Source organism: Pseudomonas sp. NPDC089428, from assembly GCF_044749325.1.
Classification (GTDB): Bacteria; Pseudomonadota; Gammaproteobacteria; order Pseudomonadales; family Pseudomonadaceae; genus Aquipseudomonas.
Genome location: NZ_JBIVHT010000012.1, coordinates 85,910 through 99,387, shown reverse-complemented (window position 1 = coordinate 99,387; position 13,478 = coordinate 85,910). Strand labels below are relative to the sequence as shown.

Here is a 13,478-nt window from a genome sequence, read left to right as displayed (position 1 = left end):
ACCTCAGCATCCCGTTCGATTCGCACCCTGGGTGGGTGCCCGATACACCGAAGGCATCCACGGATTGCGCGTGCTGTTGGTATGCGAATCGCACTATGGAAACAAAGAACATGAGCGCCCGACCGTTACCCCGGAAATCATAAAGGCGCTTGCACTGAGGCAGGTGCATCCCCAGGCGACTCGCAAGCTGCGCAAGCATGCGCACTTTGCGAAAATCAGGACCGCGGTCACGAAAGCCAAGCCTGGTGTTGCTAGCCTGGACAGGCAGGCATTTTGGGAAAGCGTCGCCTACTACAACTACTTGCAGGAATTCGTCAGTGCCAATCGTCAGACTCCGCAAGACGGCGCGTGGGAGCGGAGCAGATCTGCCTTCTCGCAGGTAGTGAAGGTGTTGGCACCTCAGTTGATTGTCTGTTTCAGCATCCGCAACGGCAAACGGATCACATCCCTTTCGACAGGGATCCCGGTAGCAGTGGTAAATCATCCCTCGTCACGGTTTGCCTACAGCACTGTAACGCCAGCTATTGCCAAACAGATCGAGGAAGCACTTTTACGAGGTCAGCATGAATCTGGCTTCGTTAACAACCCTATTTATGACGCTTGGCGCAACGCCACGGTGTCTGCCATTCCAACCCCTGGCCCCCATCTTCCCGAGCCCCATGCCAACGAGCTTCATCAGTCACGGAAAGCCGCTATGGCGGCCCTCGACGAACTCCAGTCGCTCTCCCTTCGCTACGAGTGATAGCAGTCCACCCGATCTCGGCATACAGCTACGCTTTGACCTAGATCTACAGGTTACTCCGAATTCTCCTACACACTTTCTCATTTCGTCTGTAGGACGTATGGTGTCGAGCATCTGCAATGAAGGCTAAACGGTGGCTCCCATCAGCCCAGTTCGCCCGCCAACACAGGACGCTCTCGTGACAACCCCCACCGCTTCACCCCAGCTCGTCGACACCACCCGCCTGGCCCAGGCGCTCGAGCAATTTGCCGCCGACCGCAACTGGGCCCAGTTCCACTCGCCCAAGAACCTGGTCATGGCCCTGAGCGGCGAAGTCGGTGAACTCAACGAGATCTTCCAATGGCTCAGCGAGGACGCCTCCAAGTCCGCCGCCCATAACCCGGATACAGCGCAGGCCGTCGAGGAAGAGCTCGCCGACGTGCTCATGTACCTGGTACGCCTGGCCTCGGTCCTGGGCGTGGACCTGGACGCAGCGGCTAAACGCAAATTGCGCCTGAACGGCGAAAAGTACCCGGTAGAAAAAGCCCGCAATACCGCCAAGAAGTACGACCAACTCTGATTGCCAGCTTGAGTAAGGAAGAAGGACCTTGATCGTTTATCAAGCGACCAAATCGCAGTTTCTGCACGACTGCATCAACGACGATATCGAAGACGTGATTCTGGACAGTTACCAGTCCACGACCGGCAAACGGGTCGCCGCCTCAGAGATCAATTCGTGGAAGAATTCCCTTGGCAAAATGGCCAATGTGCTTCAAGCCCCCGGGCTGCCCGACTCAATGGGCGTAGCGATTGAGCTGCACATACCCCAGACCTCCAAGCGAATCGATATAACCCTCACCGGCTTCAACGCCGAGGGCCAGCGCAGCGTTCTATTGGTTGAACTCAAACAATGGAGCCAAGCGAAAGCCACCAGCAAAGATGCGATTGTCCGCACGGTACTGGGTGGCAAAGAACGCGAGACCGTTCATCCATCGTATCAAGCGTGGTCTTACGCCAGCCTGTTGCACGGTTTCAACGAAGCCGTGCATACCGGTGGCATCCAGGTGAAGGCATGCGCCTATCTACATAACTACGTAGCTGATGGCGTACTCAACGCAAAGCATTATCAGGATTACACAAGCAAGGCTCCGCTGTTCATGCGAGGCAAGGAGCAGCTGGAACAGCTGCGCACGTTCATCAAGCAACACATCGCCAGCGGCGATGAGAACAGCACGCTGCATGAACTAGTAAACAGCCCCATCCGTCCGTCCAAAGCGCTGGCAGATTCTCTGAAAGGCCTGCTCAAAGCGCAACCTGAATTCATTCTAATCGACGATCAGAAAGAGATCTTCGAAGCAGCGATGGCCGCAGGCACTGCCGCATCTACTGAAAAGCCGAGGGTAGTGATCATTCAAGGTGGCCCTGGCACCGGGAAGACAGTGGTCGCACTCAACCTGCTGGTGAAGCTCATCGGCCAAGGCCTGTACGGACGGTACGTCTCTAAGAACGCCGCACCTCGCAAAGTCTACGAAAGCAAACTGGCAGGCTCGATCACCCGCAGCCACTTCTCCAACCTGTTCGCTGGGTCGGGCGCCTTTGTCGATACCGCCGCGAATATCAATGACTTCCTGGTCGTCGACGAAGCTCATCGCCTCAACGAGAAAAGTGGCCTCTACGGCAACCTGGGCGAGAACCAGATCAAAGAGCTGGTCAATGCCTCGGCCTGCACCATTTTCTTCATCGACGAAGATCAGCGCGTCACCCTGAGCGACATCGGCAGCCGAGAAGCAATCCGCGCCTTTGCCGAAGCCAAAGGCGCACAGGTCGAGGAGTACACCCTCGCCTCCCAGTTTCGCTGCAACGGCTCGGACGGTTACCTGGCTTGGCTGGACGACGTGCTGCAAGTGCGCCCGACCGCCAACCGGCACCTGGACAGCAGTCTCTACGAGTTCAAGGTATTCGACACCCCCGAAGCCCTTCACGCGGCCATCGAACAGAAAAACAACCACAACAAGGCCCGCGTCGTCGCTGGCTATTGCTGGCCCTGGACCAGCAAGAAAGAACCTGCAGCCCATGACATCGTCATTGGCGACAATTACCGCCGCAAATGGAACCTCGACCAGGACGGCAGCCTGTGGATCATCGCGCAGAACTCGGTCGAGCAGGTCGGCTGCATTCACACCTGCCAAGGGCTGGAAGTCGATTACATTGGAGTGATCATCGGACCGGACCTCGTGATTCGCGATGGCCAGGTGTTGACCGACCCAAGCAAACGCGACAAGCAGGACCGATCCATACGGGGCTACAAGACTCGGATGAAAACGGCACCCGAAGAGACTCGTGAGCTGGTCGACCTCATCATCAAGAACACCTACAGAACCTTAATGACTCGTGGGATGAAGGGCTGCTACATCTACTGCAGCGACGAACAGACTGCGCAGTATTTCCGTAGCCGGGCGAGCCTGATCGACCTAATTGTGCCGAAGGCAGAAACAGAGTTGCTAGCATCCGTATCTTGAGCGGCGGGAATACAGGCCGGCTTGGTGAAAGCCAAACTGCTCAGACCCGATGCTGGATGAAAGCAAAAGTCCCAAGCGTGCTTTCAAGACGAAGCTTCGTGCGCATCCGACCAGATAACAGCCTGCGCCGCGATCACATCCTTTCCGCTGAACGTGAGTGCAGGCCCGCCACGGCGTTGATATCCCAGCTTTAAGGAATCACTGACCTTGTGGCAAAAGGAGGCATCCGGTGATGCTGCGTTGAGAACAGCCTCGAAGTGCTCATTTACCCCCCGTAAGCTCTGCTTCCTCAGCTGCCTCCGCCTTGCCTGAACTTCGTCTCAAGACTTTTCACACAGACCCTAGCGCCCCTCTAATGCTCAACCAGGTGCGTCACGCTCACCATAGCGGCGTCTAGCGTAGGAAATTTCCTTTCTCCAAGTAAGAATTCTCGCTAAAGTTAATGGCGACAGGCCATCACTTAGGACGCGAGATGCAATTCTTCTGGGTAAACCTCGGCGCAACCCATAAAGAGGCCAAGAACGGCCAATTTCTATGGGCACCACTTAGCTCACGATCCAAGACAGGAAAAAAGCAATTCCGGACCCACTGGGATAACGTGGCCAAGGTCCAGACAGGTGATTTGATTTTTTGCTACCACGACAATTACATTCGAGGCATCGCAACAGCTCGGCGCGACTCCTACAGAGCTGAACGACCTCCGCGTCCATCATTCAAAGAATGGCAGAATGAAGGGCATCGCGTAGATATCAGTTACGTCGAGCTGAAGCGCCCAGTACGCAGCGATGACATCGCCGAACTTTACATGATGCGATTTGACTCTCGCACGGAACCTCGACTATTCAATAGCGCGAGCGGCATCAATCAGATCTACATGGCTGCACTGCCTGCTGATGCTGGCCAATTTTTACTGGAACAAGCTGGGATCTTCGCTGAATATGAAGATCGAATGATTGACTCCGGTTCACCTCAGAAAGTGAGCAGTACAACCAGAACAGCACTGATCGAAGCCAGAATTGGTCAGGGCGGATTTCGGTCTGGGTTGCTAGGTCGCTGGGCTGGTAAGTGCGCCCTCACCGGCCTGCAAAACCCAAACCTTCTGGTTGCCTCCCATATCCATGCATGGAGCCTAGCTGATAATACCGCACGTCTAGATACCGAAAATGGTCTGCTGCTGGCTGCACACATCGATCGCCTGTTTGACTCGGGGCTGATTTCGTTTTCGCAAAATGGTGACCTTCTTATCAGCAACATGCTGAAAGAAGAAGAGCGCCACATTTTACGATTAGATGAATTCACAAAGATCGGCCAATTGAGCGATGGAAATCGGAGGTATCTTGCGATGCATCGAGAACGCTTTAGCTTCAGCTGAATAACCGTTAGAGCTTAGTGGTAAACAGAAGGACTTGATAAAAGACATCGCACGGGAGCCAATGGCTCCCAAAGACGCTACCACATTGGCCACCGAATTATTCTCAAGTACGAAATTCCGCAGGCCACAAAAAAGCCCAGTCGTGACCGACTGGGCTTTTTCATTCAATAATGGTCGGGACGGAGTGATTCGAACACTCGACCCCTTGCACCCCATGCAAGTGCGCTACCGGGCTGCGCTACGCCCCGACTGGGCTTGAAGCATGTTCTCAATCTTGCCGAGAACGTTGAAGAATGTACCCTAACCTCCTGATAAATGAAACCTTTTTCTCAAAAAATTTTCCACTCATCAGAAACCAGCCTATTTCTTCAACACCACCAACACATCCTCCAACTCGACAATCATCTGCCGAATCAGCTGCTTGTACTGGCTCGATTCATCCTTCACCTCATCACTGGAGAGCCGCAACCGCGCCCCGCCAATGGTGAACCCCTGGTCATACAGCAGCGCCCGGATCTGGCGAATCATCAGCACATCCTGCCGCTGATAATACCGCCGGTTCCCCCGCCGCTTCACAGGGTTGAGCTGAGGAAACTCCTGCTCCCAATACCGCAGCACGTGTGGCTTCACGGCACACAACTCGCTCACTTCACCAATGGTGAAGTAGCGTTTGCCCGGTATGGGGGGCAGTTCGTCGTTATGGCTTGGTTCCAGCATAGGCCTCAACCCGGGCCTTCAACTTCTGCCCTGGACGAAAGGTGACGACGCGCCGTGCGGTGATCGGGATCTCTTCCCCTGTCTTGGGGTTGCGGCCCGGCCGCTGGCGTTTGTCGCGAAGGTCGAAGTTGCCGAAACCGGACAACTTGACCTGCTCGTTCTCTTCAAGTGCGTGCCGAATTTCTTCAAAAAACAGCTCGACCAGCTCCTTGGCCTCACGCTTGTTAAGCCCCAGCTCCTCGTACAGCCTTTCGGCCATCTCAGCTTTCGTCAGAGCACCCATGCCGTTATTTCCTTAACGTGGTGTTCAACCTTTGTTCGAGCGAGGTGAGGATATTTTGCAGTGCGGCGTTCACCTCATCGTCGTTAAGAGTGCGCGATGGATGCTGCCAGGTCAAGCCGACGGCGAGGCTTTTTCTATCAGGATCAATACCTTTACCCTGGTAGACATCAAACAGCCTGAGGTCTGTGAGCCATTCGCCTGCATTGTCACGAATTACTTCAAGCACCGAGCTAGAAGCTACATCACGTCCTGCGATCAAGGCCAGGTCGCGACGGGTTTCCGGGAACTTGGAGAGTTCGCTGAATTTCGGCAGGCGACCTTCGACCACATCACCCAACACCAGCTCGAAGACGAACACCGGGCGGTCCAGGTCCAGGGCTTTGGCAAGCTCTGGGTGGAGGGCGCCGAGGTAGCCGACGTCCTTGCCGTCGCGCTGGATCACGGCGGTCTGGCCAGGGTGCAGGGCTGGGTGCTTGCCGGCGGCGAAGGTGAAGTCGCTCAGGGCGCCGCTGTAGCCCAGCAGGGCTTCGACGTCGGCCTTGACGTCGAAGAAGTCGATGGTGTCGCGACCGTTGGCCCAGCCTTCTGGCAGGCGGCTGCCGGTGACGACGCCGGCGATCATGGGCTGCTGCTGCAGGTTACCGAGCTGGCCGACGAAGCGCAGGCCGCTTTCGAACAGGCGCACGCGGTCTTGCTGGCGGTTGAGGTTGTGCTGCAGTGCCTTGACCAGGCCCGGCCACAACGAGGCGCGCATGGCGGCCATGTCGTTGGAGATCGGGTTGGCCAGCAGCAGCGGCTCGACGCCTGGGCTGAACAGCTCGAACAGTTTCGGGTCGATGAAGCTGTAGGTGATGGCTTCCTGGTAGCCGCGGGCGACCAGCAGGCGGCGCAGGTTTGGCAGCTCGCCGCGGGTTTCCGGGCGGGCTTGCGGCGCGAGGCGGGCTTGCGGGTAGCGCACTGGCAGGTTGTTGTAACCGTACAGGCGGGCCAGCTCTTCGATCAGGTCGACTTCCAGGCTGATGTCGAAGCGGTGGCTTGGGACGTTGACGGTCCACTGCCCTGCCCCTTCAGCTTTAGTCGCCAGGCCAAGGTTGTTGAGCAACTGCTCGACCTGGGCCGGGTCCATCTCCATGCCGAGCATCTGGGTGATGCGTTCGGCGCGCAGGGTGACCGGGGCGACGTTCGGCAGGTGCTGCTCGCTGACGGCTTCGACCACCGGGCCGGCTTCGCCGCCGACGATGTCGAGGATCAGCTGGGTGGCGCGTTCGATGGCTTCGCGGGCCAGCTGCGAGTCGACGCCGCGCTCGTAACGGTGCGAGGCATCGGTGTGCAGGCCGTAGGAACGGGCTTTACCGGCTACGGAGATCGGCTCGAAGAAGGCGCTTTCGAGGAACAGGTCGCGGGTTTTTTCGGTGTTCACACCGCTGTGCTCGCCACCCATGACGCCGGCGATGGCCAGGGCGCGGGTGTGGTCGGCGATGACCAGGGTGTCGGCACGCAGGGCCACTTCCTGGCCGTCGAGCAGCACCAGCTTCTCGCCCTCTTCAGCCATGCGCACGCGGATGCCGCCGTTGATTTCGGCGAGGTCGAAGGCGTGCATCGGCTGGCCGAGCTCGAGCATCACGTAGTTGGTGATGTCGACGGCGGCGTCGATGCTGCGCACGTCGCTGCGGCGCAGGCGCTCGACCATCCACAGCGGGGTCGGCTTGCTCAGGTCGACGTTGCGGATGACACGGCCCAGGTAGCGTGGGCAGGCCGCCGGGGCGCTGACTTCGACCGGGCGCACTTCGTCATGGGCCGGGGCAACGGCTGGGACCACCGGGCGGGTGACCGGCACGTCGTACAGGGCGCTGACGTCGCGGGCGAGGCCTGCGATGGACAGGCAGTCACCGCGGTTCGGGGTCAGGCCGATCTCGATGCTGGCGTCGTCCAGGCTCAGGTACTGGCGGATGTCTTCGCCCACCGGGGCGTCGGCAGCCAGTTCCAGCAGACCGTCGTTTTCTTCGCTGATCTGCAGCTCGGCGGCCGAGCAGAGCATGCCGAACGACTCGACGCCGCGCAGCTTGGCCTTCTTGATCTTGAAGTCGCCTGGCAGTTCGGCGCCGATCATGGCGAATGGGATCTTGATGCCTGGGCGGGCGTTAGGCGCGCCGCACACGACCTGGAAGGTTTCCTGGCCGTTGCTCACCTGGCACACGCGCAGTTTGTCGGCGTCCGGGTGTTGTTCGGTGGCGAGGATCTCGCCCACGACGATGCCGCTGAACTGGCCGGCAGCGGGGGTAACGCTGTCGACTTCAAGGCCGGCCATGGACAGGCGGGCGACCAGTTCGTCACGGGAGACTTGCGGGTTTACCCAACCGCGCAGCCACTGTTCACTGAATTTCATGCTGTTCTCCTGAAAGTTGCGTCGGGCATTGACTGAGTGACCTGTACGACCAACCCGCACGCCCAACTTCGGCACCAGGCTTCGCACCGCTGCGTTGCCACTCCTCGCCGTAGCTGGCTACGACTCGTCGTGGCGCCTTGCGGTGCAAAGCCTGGCGCACGAATTTGGGCGCGCGCCTTGGCCGCACAGCCCACTAACGGAATTGCGCGAGGAAGCGCAGGTCGTTGTCGAAGAACAGACGCAAATCGTTGACGCCATAGCGCAGCATGGCCAGGCGCTCGGCGCCCATGCCGAAGGCGAAGCCCTGGAATTCTTCAGGGTCGATGCCAGACATGCGCAGCACGTTCGGGTGCACCATGCCGCAGCCCATGACTTCCAGCCAGCCGGTCTGCTTGCACACGCGGCAGCCCTTGCCGGAACACATCACGCACTGGATGTCGACTTCGGCGGACGGCTCGGTGAAGGGGAAGAACGACGGGCGGAAGCGCACGGCCAGTTCTTTCTCGAAGAACACCCGCAGGAATTCTTCGATGGTGCCCTTGAGGTCGGCGAAGTTGATGCCGCGGTCGATCAGCAGGCCTTCGACCTGGTGGAACATCGGCGAGTGGGTGATATCCGAGTCGCAGCGGTACACGCGGCCCGGGCAGACAATGCGGATAGGCGGCTGGGTGGACTCCATGGTCCGCACCTGCACCGGCGAGGTGTGGGTGCGCAGCAGCATGTTGGCATTGAAGTAGAAGGTGTCGTGCATCGCCCGGGCCGGGTGGTGGCCAGGGATGTTGAGCGCTTCGAAGTTGTGGTAGTCGTCTTCGACCTCAGGGCCTTCGGCGATGCCGTAGCCGATGTGGGTGAAGAACTGCTCGATGCGCTCGAGAGTACGGGTGATCGGGTGCAGCCCGCCGGTGGTCTGGCCACGGCCTGGCAGGGTGACGTCGATGCATTCGGCAGCCAGGCGAGCGCTGAGCTCGGCTTCTTCGAAGGCGGCCTTGCGTGCGTTGAGCACGACGGTGACGCGCTCTTTGGCGTCGTTGATCAGCGCGCCGACTTTCGGGCGCTCGTCGGCTGGCAGGTTGCCCAGGGTCTTCATCACCTGGGTCAGTTCGCCCTTCTTGCCGAGGTACTGAACCCGGATCTGTTCCAGGGTATTGATGTCTTCAGCGCGCTCGACGGCCTCTAGGGCTTGGGAGACCAGCGCATCCAGGTTTTCCATGTACAGACTCCAGATACGAAAATAGGGGAAGAGCTTTGAAGGCTCTTCCCCTATCGATGACGTTCAATGCCCGGCGCCGCAAGCGCCGCCGGGTGATTGTCGCGGGTACTTAAGCCAGAACGGCTTTAGCTTTCTCGACAATCGCAGCAAACGCCGCTTTTTCGTTCACTGCCAGATCGGCCAGAACCTTACGGTCGATTTCGATCGAAGCCTTTTTCAGGCCAGCAATCAGACGGCTGTAGGACAGACCGTTGGTGCGGGCACCGGCGTTGATACGAGCGATCCACAGTGCGCGGAACTGACGCTTCTTCTGACGACGGTCACGGTAGGCATATTGACCAGCCTTGATGACAGCCTGCTTGGCAACGCGGAATACGCGCGAGCGTGCACCGTAGTAGCCTTTAGCCAGTTTCAGAATTTTCTTGTGACGCTTACGAGCGATGACGCCACGCTTAACACGAGCCATGAGTAACTTCCTCTATCTAAACCAGAATTAACGTACGCGCAGCATGCGCTCGACTTTTGCCACGTCAGACGGGTGCAGCAGGCTGGCACCGCGCAGTTGACGCTTACGCTTGGTCGACATTTTGGTCAGGATGTGGCTCTTGAAAGCGTGCTTGTGCTTGAAGCCGGAAGCGGTCTTCAGGAAGCGCTTCGCAGCACCGCTCTTGGTTTTCATTTTTGGCATGTTGGAACTCCGCATTCGATAAAATTACACAATAATCATCAGGCCTGCCGTGCCCGGGAGATTACTTCTTCTTTTTGGGGGCGATGACCATCATAAGCTGGCGTCCTTCCATCTTCGGATGCTGCTCAACGGTGCCGTATTCGGCGAGGTCGGTTTCGACCCGCTTCAACAGCTCCATGCCCAGCTCCTGGTGGGCCATCTCACGGCCGCGGAATCTCAGAGAGATCTTGGCCTTGTCCCCATCGGTAAGGAAACGTACCAGGTTGCGTAGTTTTACCTGGTAATCCCCTTCTTCCGTCCCTGGACGAAACTTGATTTCTTTAATCTGGATCTGCTTCTGGTTTTTCTTGGCTTCGTTGGCCTGCTTCTTCTTCTCGAAGAGGTGCTTGCCGTAGTCCATCACCTTGCAGACAGGCGGTACCGCGTCTGCAGAGATTTCCACCAGATCCAGCTTCGCTTCTTCAGCGATACGAAGCGCTTCATCAATCGAGACGATGCCAACCTGCTCGCCATCAGCGCCAATTAACCGAACCTCGCGGGCCGAGATATTCTCGTTGATCGGGGCCTTCGGTACAGCACGCTTATCGTTTCTCATTTCACGCTTAATAGTCATTACTCCGATTCTTGGCGTCCACGCCGGGAAACCGCTTGTGTCAGAAGCTCAACGAACTGGGCGACGGGCATGGAGCCCAGGTCTGCGCCTTCGCGAGTACGCACAGCGACGGTTCGTGTTTCGACTTCACGGTCCCCTATAACCAAAAGGTACGGGACCTTGAGCAAAGTATGCTCGCGGATTTTAAAGCCGATCTTCTCATTTCTCAAGTCCGACTTGGCACGGAAACCGCTACCGTTCAGGGCATTTTCCACTTCAAGGGCGAAATCGGCCTGCTTGTCGGTGATGTTCATGATCACCGCCTGGGTCGGTGCCAGCCACGCCGGGAACACGCCAGCGTAGTGCTCGATCAGCATGCCGATGAAGCGCTCGAACGAGCCGAGGATCGCACGGTGCAGCATGACTGGGCGAACCCGGCTGTTATCTTCGGCGATATAGCTGGCATCCAGGCGCTCTGGCAGGTTCGGGTCGTACTGCAGGGTACCGCACTGCCAGTTACGGCCGAGGCAGTCGCGCAGGGTGAACTCGATCTTCGGGCCGTAGAAGGCGCCCTCGCCCGGCTGGTATTCCCACTCAAGGCCCGACTCGTTCAGGGCGTCGGCCAGTGCGCCTTCGGCACGGTCCCACAGCTCTTCGGAGCCGACACGCTTGGCCGGACGGGTGGACAGCTTCATGGCGATATCGGTGAAGCCGAAGTCCTTGTACACGTCCAGGGTCAGCTTGATGAAGTCGGCGGCTTCTTTCTTCACCTGTTCTTCGGTGCAGAAGATGTGCGCGTCGTCCTGCACGAAGCCACGCACGCGCATGATGCCGTGCAGGGCGCCGGATGGCTCGTTACGATGGCAGGCGCCGAACTCGGCCAGGCGCAGCGGCAGGTCGCGGTAGCTCTTCAGGCCCTGGTTGAACACCTGCACGTGGCACGGGCAGTTCATCGGCTTGACCGCGTAGTCACGGCTTTCCGACGAGGTGGTGAACATGTTTTCGGCGTAGTTCGACCAGTGGCCGGAACGCTCCCAGAGGATGCGGTCGACGACTTGCGGGGTCTTGATTTCCTGGTAGCCGTTGACGCGCTGAACCTGGCGCATGTACTGCTCGAGCACCTGGTACACGGTCCAGCCGTTGGCGTGCCAGAACACCATGCCCGGGGCTTCTTCCTGCAGGTGGAAGAGGTCGAGCTGCTTGCCGATCTTGCGGTGGTCGCGTTTTTCGGCCTCTTCGATGCGCTGGATGTAGGCAGCCAGCTGCTTCTTGTCAGCCCAGGCGGTGCCGTACACGCGCTGCAGCTGCTCGTTCTTGGCATCGCCGCGCCAGTAGGCGCCGGACAGCTTGGTCAGCTTGAAGGCCTTGAGGAAACGCGTGTTCGGCACGTGCGGGCCACGGCACATGTCGACGTATTCTTCGTGGTAGTACAGGCCCATGGCCTGCTCGTCCGGCATGTCTTCGACCAGGCGCAGCTTGTAGTCTTCGCCACGGGCCTTGAACACTTCGATGACTTCGGCGCGCGGGGTCATCTTCTTGACCACGTCGTAGTCTTTTTCGATCAGCTCCATCATGCGCTTTTCGATGGCGGCCATGTCTTCAGGGGTGAAGGGGCGCTCGTAGGCGATGTCGTAATAGAAGCCTTCGTCGATCACCGGGCCGATCACCATCTTGGCGGTCGGGTACAGCTGCTTCACCGCGTGGCCGACCAGGTGGGCGCACGAGTGGCGGATGATCTCCAGTCCCTCTGCATCTTTAGGGGTGATGATCTGCAGGGTGGCATCGTGGTTGATCAGGTCGCAAGCATCGACCAGTTTGCCGTCGACCTTGCCGGCCACGGTGGCCTTGGCCAGGCCGGCGCCGATGGAAGCGGCGACGTCGGCAACGGATACGGCGTGATCAAACGAACGTTGACTGCCATCGGGAAGAGTAATAACGGGCATGGCGCCTCCTCTCCTAGTGGTGACCCCTACCAAAGGTCACGTGGGTTGGGATGAGCCAGTACAAGATCCGACCTGCCTTCCCTTCGGGGAAGCCTGCCTCACAGTGGCAGAAGCCTTTCGGCTTGCCAGGGACGAACCAGAGTGACTGGAAAGAAAAAAGATAGCTGCAAGCTGCACGTTGTCAGCTGCAAGCCGGGCATGCTAGCACGCGGGCTGCACGGCCCGTAGAAATATTTGGAAAATACGCCATTGCGGTGAACTATCGAGGAAAAATTCCTATCAGACCTTGGGAAGCAACCTACTCTTGTTGAGACCTTAACCCAAGGAGTAACTGGTTATGCGAGTACCGTCTCTTCTGGCTCTGGCGGCCGCTGGCGCCCTGCTGCTGCCGATGGCTGCCAACGCTGGCAACTTCCCTGCCGGGAAGGAAGGCCACTACATGACCCAGTGCCAACAGGCGGCCAGCGGCCAGGGCGTCGACGCCGCAGCTGCGAAAAAGCACTGTGAATGTGGTGCCCAGGCCATCAAGAAGAATTTCACCGACGCAGAGATTGCCGACCTGGACAGCACTGACGGCGTCGACGCCAAGCTGATGCAGAAGGCGCAAAGCGTCGTGAAAGAGGCCTGCGCGCCAAAGAGCTGAAACCTTAAAGCCAGAGCAGGCCAGGCATTATTTGCCCTGGATCAATATCCTGCGAAGGTAAAAGGCGCTAGATGCGCAGAATTAGACTATGATGTCCCCCGTGCTCCGTAGCCTCGGCCGCATTGCACCACTGAAAAAACTAAATGTTCTGGAGATTCACCTCATGTCCAATCGCCAACAAGGCACCGTCAAATGGTTCAATGATGAGAAAGGCTACGGCTTCATCACCCCAGCAGGCGGCGGCGACGACCTGTTCGTACACTTCAAAGCCATCGAATCCGACGGCTTCAAGAGCCTGAAAGAAGGCCAGACTGTTTCCTTCGTCGCCGAGCGCGGCCAGAAGGGCATGCAGGCTGCTCAGGTTCGTCCGGAGTAATTCGGGCAGCTGTAAAAAAACCCGCCAC

15 protein-coding genes and 1 tRNA gene are annotated in these 13,478 nt (G+C 58.5%); 6 read left to right on the top strand and 10 right to left on the bottom strand.

The window, feature by feature from the left end; genetic code table 11:
• The first annotated feature begins 70 nt into the window (after positions 1-70).
• The 3 genes from ACIPZ5_RS20650 to ACIPZ5_RS20640 all read left to right on the top strand — a co-directional run bounded on the left by ACIPZ5_RS20650 (position 71) and on the right by ACIPZ5_RS20640 (position 3,240).
• Complete coding sequence (locus ACIPZ5_RS20650) at positions 71-742, top strand: hypothetical protein (RefSeq protein WP_400810373.1); 672 nt, start codon at positions 71-73, stop codon at positions 740-742.
• 178 nt (positions 743-920) lie between these two features.
• Entirely contained in the window at positions 921-1,301 is a 381-nt protein-coding gene (locus tag ACIPZ5_RS20645) for a nucleotide pyrophosphohydrolase (protein ID WP_085676066.1), read from the top strand.
• A gap of 28 nt (positions 1,302-1,329) precedes the next feature.
• Positions 1,330-3,240 carry a DUF2075 domain-containing protein gene (locus ACIPZ5_RS20640; RefSeq protein ID WP_343596493.1) on the top strand — a complete coding sequence of 637 codons (1,911 nt, stop codon included), beginning with the start codon at positions 1,330-1,332 and terminating at the stop codon, positions 3,238-3,240.
• Positions 3,241-3,323: 83 nt separating this feature from the next.
• Here the strand turns inward: ACIPZ5_RS20640 and ACIPZ5_RS20635 are convergent, their stop codons facing one another.
• Complete coding sequence (locus tag ACIPZ5_RS20635; RefSeq protein WP_343596776.1) at positions 3,324-3,533, bottom strand: DUF1737 domain-containing protein; 210 nt, start codon at positions 3,531-3,533, stop codon at positions 3,324-3,326.
• 179 nt (positions 3,534-3,712) lie between these two features.
• Between ACIPZ5_RS20635 and ACIPZ5_RS20630 the strand changes: the two genes are divergently transcribed.
• Complete coding sequence (locus ACIPZ5_RS20630) at positions 3,713-4,612, top strand: HNH endonuclease (protein ID WP_343596496.1); 900 nt, start codon at positions 3,713-3,715, stop codon at positions 4,610-4,612.
• Between the two features lie 171 nt (positions 4,613-4,783).
• On the opposite strand, the gene ACIPZ5_RS20625 is transcribed toward ACIPZ5_RS20630, so the two are convergent.
• The 9 genes from ACIPZ5_RS20625 to thrS form a co-directional block, all read right to left on the bottom strand.
• Positions 4,784-4,860, bottom strand: a tRNA-Pro gene (locus tag ACIPZ5_RS20625).
• A gap of 112 nt (positions 4,861-4,972) precedes the next feature.
• Complete coding sequence (locus ACIPZ5_RS20620; protein ID WP_008100384.1) at positions 4,973-5,329, bottom strand: MerR family transcriptional regulator; 357 nt, start codon at positions 5,327-5,329, stop codon at positions 4,973-4,975.
• Positions 5,310-5,612, bottom strand: a complete 303-nt coding sequence (gene ihfA, locus ACIPZ5_RS20615; protein ID WP_003250679.1) for an integration host factor subunit alpha — start codon at positions 5,610-5,612, stop codon at positions 5,310-5,312. The genes ACIPZ5_RS20620 and ihfA overlap by 20 nt, the downstream gene beginning before the upstream one ends.
• A gap of 4 nt (positions 5,613-5,616) precedes the next feature.
• Entirely contained in the window at positions 5,617-7,998 is a 2,382-nt protein-coding gene (gene pheT / locus ACIPZ5_RS20610) for a phenylalanine--tRNA ligase subunit beta (protein WP_261943509.1), read from the bottom strand.
• 193 nt (positions 7,999-8,191) lie between these two features.
• Positions 8,192-9,208, bottom strand: coding sequence for a phenylalanine--tRNA ligase subunit alpha (pheS, locus tag ACIPZ5_RS20605; protein ID WP_054887103.1), 1,017 nt, complete (start codon positions 9,206-9,208; stop codon positions 8,192-8,194).
• Between the two features lie 109 nt (positions 9,209-9,317).
• Positions 9,318-9,674 carry a 50S ribosomal protein L20 gene (rplT, locus tag ACIPZ5_RS20600; RefSeq protein ID WP_003250671.1) on the bottom strand — a complete coding sequence of 119 codons (357 nt, stop codon included), beginning with the start codon at positions 9,672-9,674 and terminating at the stop codon, positions 9,318-9,320.
• A gap of 27 nt (positions 9,675-9,701) precedes the next feature.
• The gene (gene rpmI / locus ACIPZ5_RS20595; RefSeq protein ID WP_003250667.1) at positions 9,702-9,896 is read right to left on the bottom strand and encodes a 50S ribosomal protein L35; all 195 of its coding nucleotides are present in this window, start codon (positions 9,894-9,896) and stop codon (positions 9,702-9,704) included.
• 61 nt (positions 9,897-9,957) lie between these two features.
• Complete coding sequence (infC, locus tag ACIPZ5_RS20590) at positions 9,958-10,509, bottom strand: translation initiation factor IF-3 (RefSeq protein WP_176509498.1); 552 nt, start codon at positions 10,507-10,509, stop codon at positions 9,958-9,960.
• Positions 10,509-12,431, bottom strand: coding sequence for a threonine--tRNA ligase (thrS, locus tag ACIPZ5_RS20585; protein ID WP_054887102.1), 1,923 nt, complete (start codon positions 12,429-12,431; stop codon positions 10,509-10,511). The genes infC and thrS overlap by 1 nt, the downstream gene beginning before the upstream one ends.
• Positions 12,432-12,768: 337 nt before the next feature.
• Between thrS and ACIPZ5_RS20580 the strand changes: the two genes are divergently transcribed.
• Positions 12,769-13,074 carry a hypothetical protein gene (locus ACIPZ5_RS20580; RefSeq protein ID WP_400810327.1) on the top strand — a complete coding sequence of 102 codons (306 nt, stop codon included), beginning with the start codon at positions 12,769-12,771 and terminating at the stop codon, positions 13,072-13,074.
• Positions 13,075-13,237: 163 nt separating this feature from the next.
• The gene (locus tag ACIPZ5_RS20575) at positions 13,238-13,450 is read left to right on the top strand and encodes a cold-shock protein (RefSeq protein WP_003250656.1); all 213 of its coding nucleotides are present in this window, start codon (positions 13,238-13,240) and stop codon (positions 13,448-13,450) included.
• Positions 13,451-13,478: the final 28 nt, after the last annotated feature.

Bases quoted from the DNA above. Each gene is read 5' to 3' on its own strand.
- infC (WP_176509498.1), bottom strand. From the start codon at position 10,509: ATGACTATTAAGCGTGAAATGAGAAACGATAAGCGTGCTGTACCGAAG.
- ACIPZ5_RS20575 (WP_003250656.1), top strand. From the start codon at position 13,238: ATGTCCAATCGCCAACAAGGCACCGTCAAATGGTTCAATGATGAGAAA.
- ACIPZ5_RS20630 (WP_343596496.1), top strand. From the start codon at position 3,713: ATGCAATTCTTCTGGGTAAACCTCGGCGCAACCCATAAAGAGGCCAAG.
- ACIPZ5_RS20580 (WP_400810327.1), top strand. From the start codon at position 12,769: ATGCGAGTACCGTCTCTTCTGGCTCTGGCGGCCGCTGGCGCCCTGCTG.
- ihfA (WP_003250679.1), bottom strand. From the start codon at position 5,612: ATGGGTGCTCTGACGAAAGCTGAGATGGCCGAAAGGCTGTACGAGGAG.
- pheT (WP_261943509.1), bottom strand. From the start codon at position 7,998: ATGAAATTCAGTGAACAGTGGCTGCGCGGTTGGGTAAACCCGCAAGTC.
- thrS (WP_054887102.1), bottom strand. From the start codon at position 12,431: ATGCCCGTTATTACTCTTCCCGATGGCAGTCAACGTTCGTTTGATCAC.
- ACIPZ5_RS20620 (WP_008100384.1), bottom strand. From the start codon at position 5,329: ATGCTGGAACCAAGCCATAACGACGAACTGCCCCCCATACCGGGCAAA.
- pheS (WP_054887103.1), bottom strand. From the start codon at position 9,208: ATGGAAAACCTGGATGCGCTGGTCTCCCAAGCCCTAGAGGCCGTCGAG.
- rpmI (WP_003250667.1), bottom strand. From the start codon at position 9,896: ATGCCAAAAATGAAAACCAAGAGCGGTGCTGCGAAGCGCTTCCTGAAG.
- rplT (WP_003250671.1), bottom strand. From the start codon at position 9,674: ATGGCTCGTGTTAAGCGTGGCGTCATCGCTCGTAAGCGTCACAAGAAA.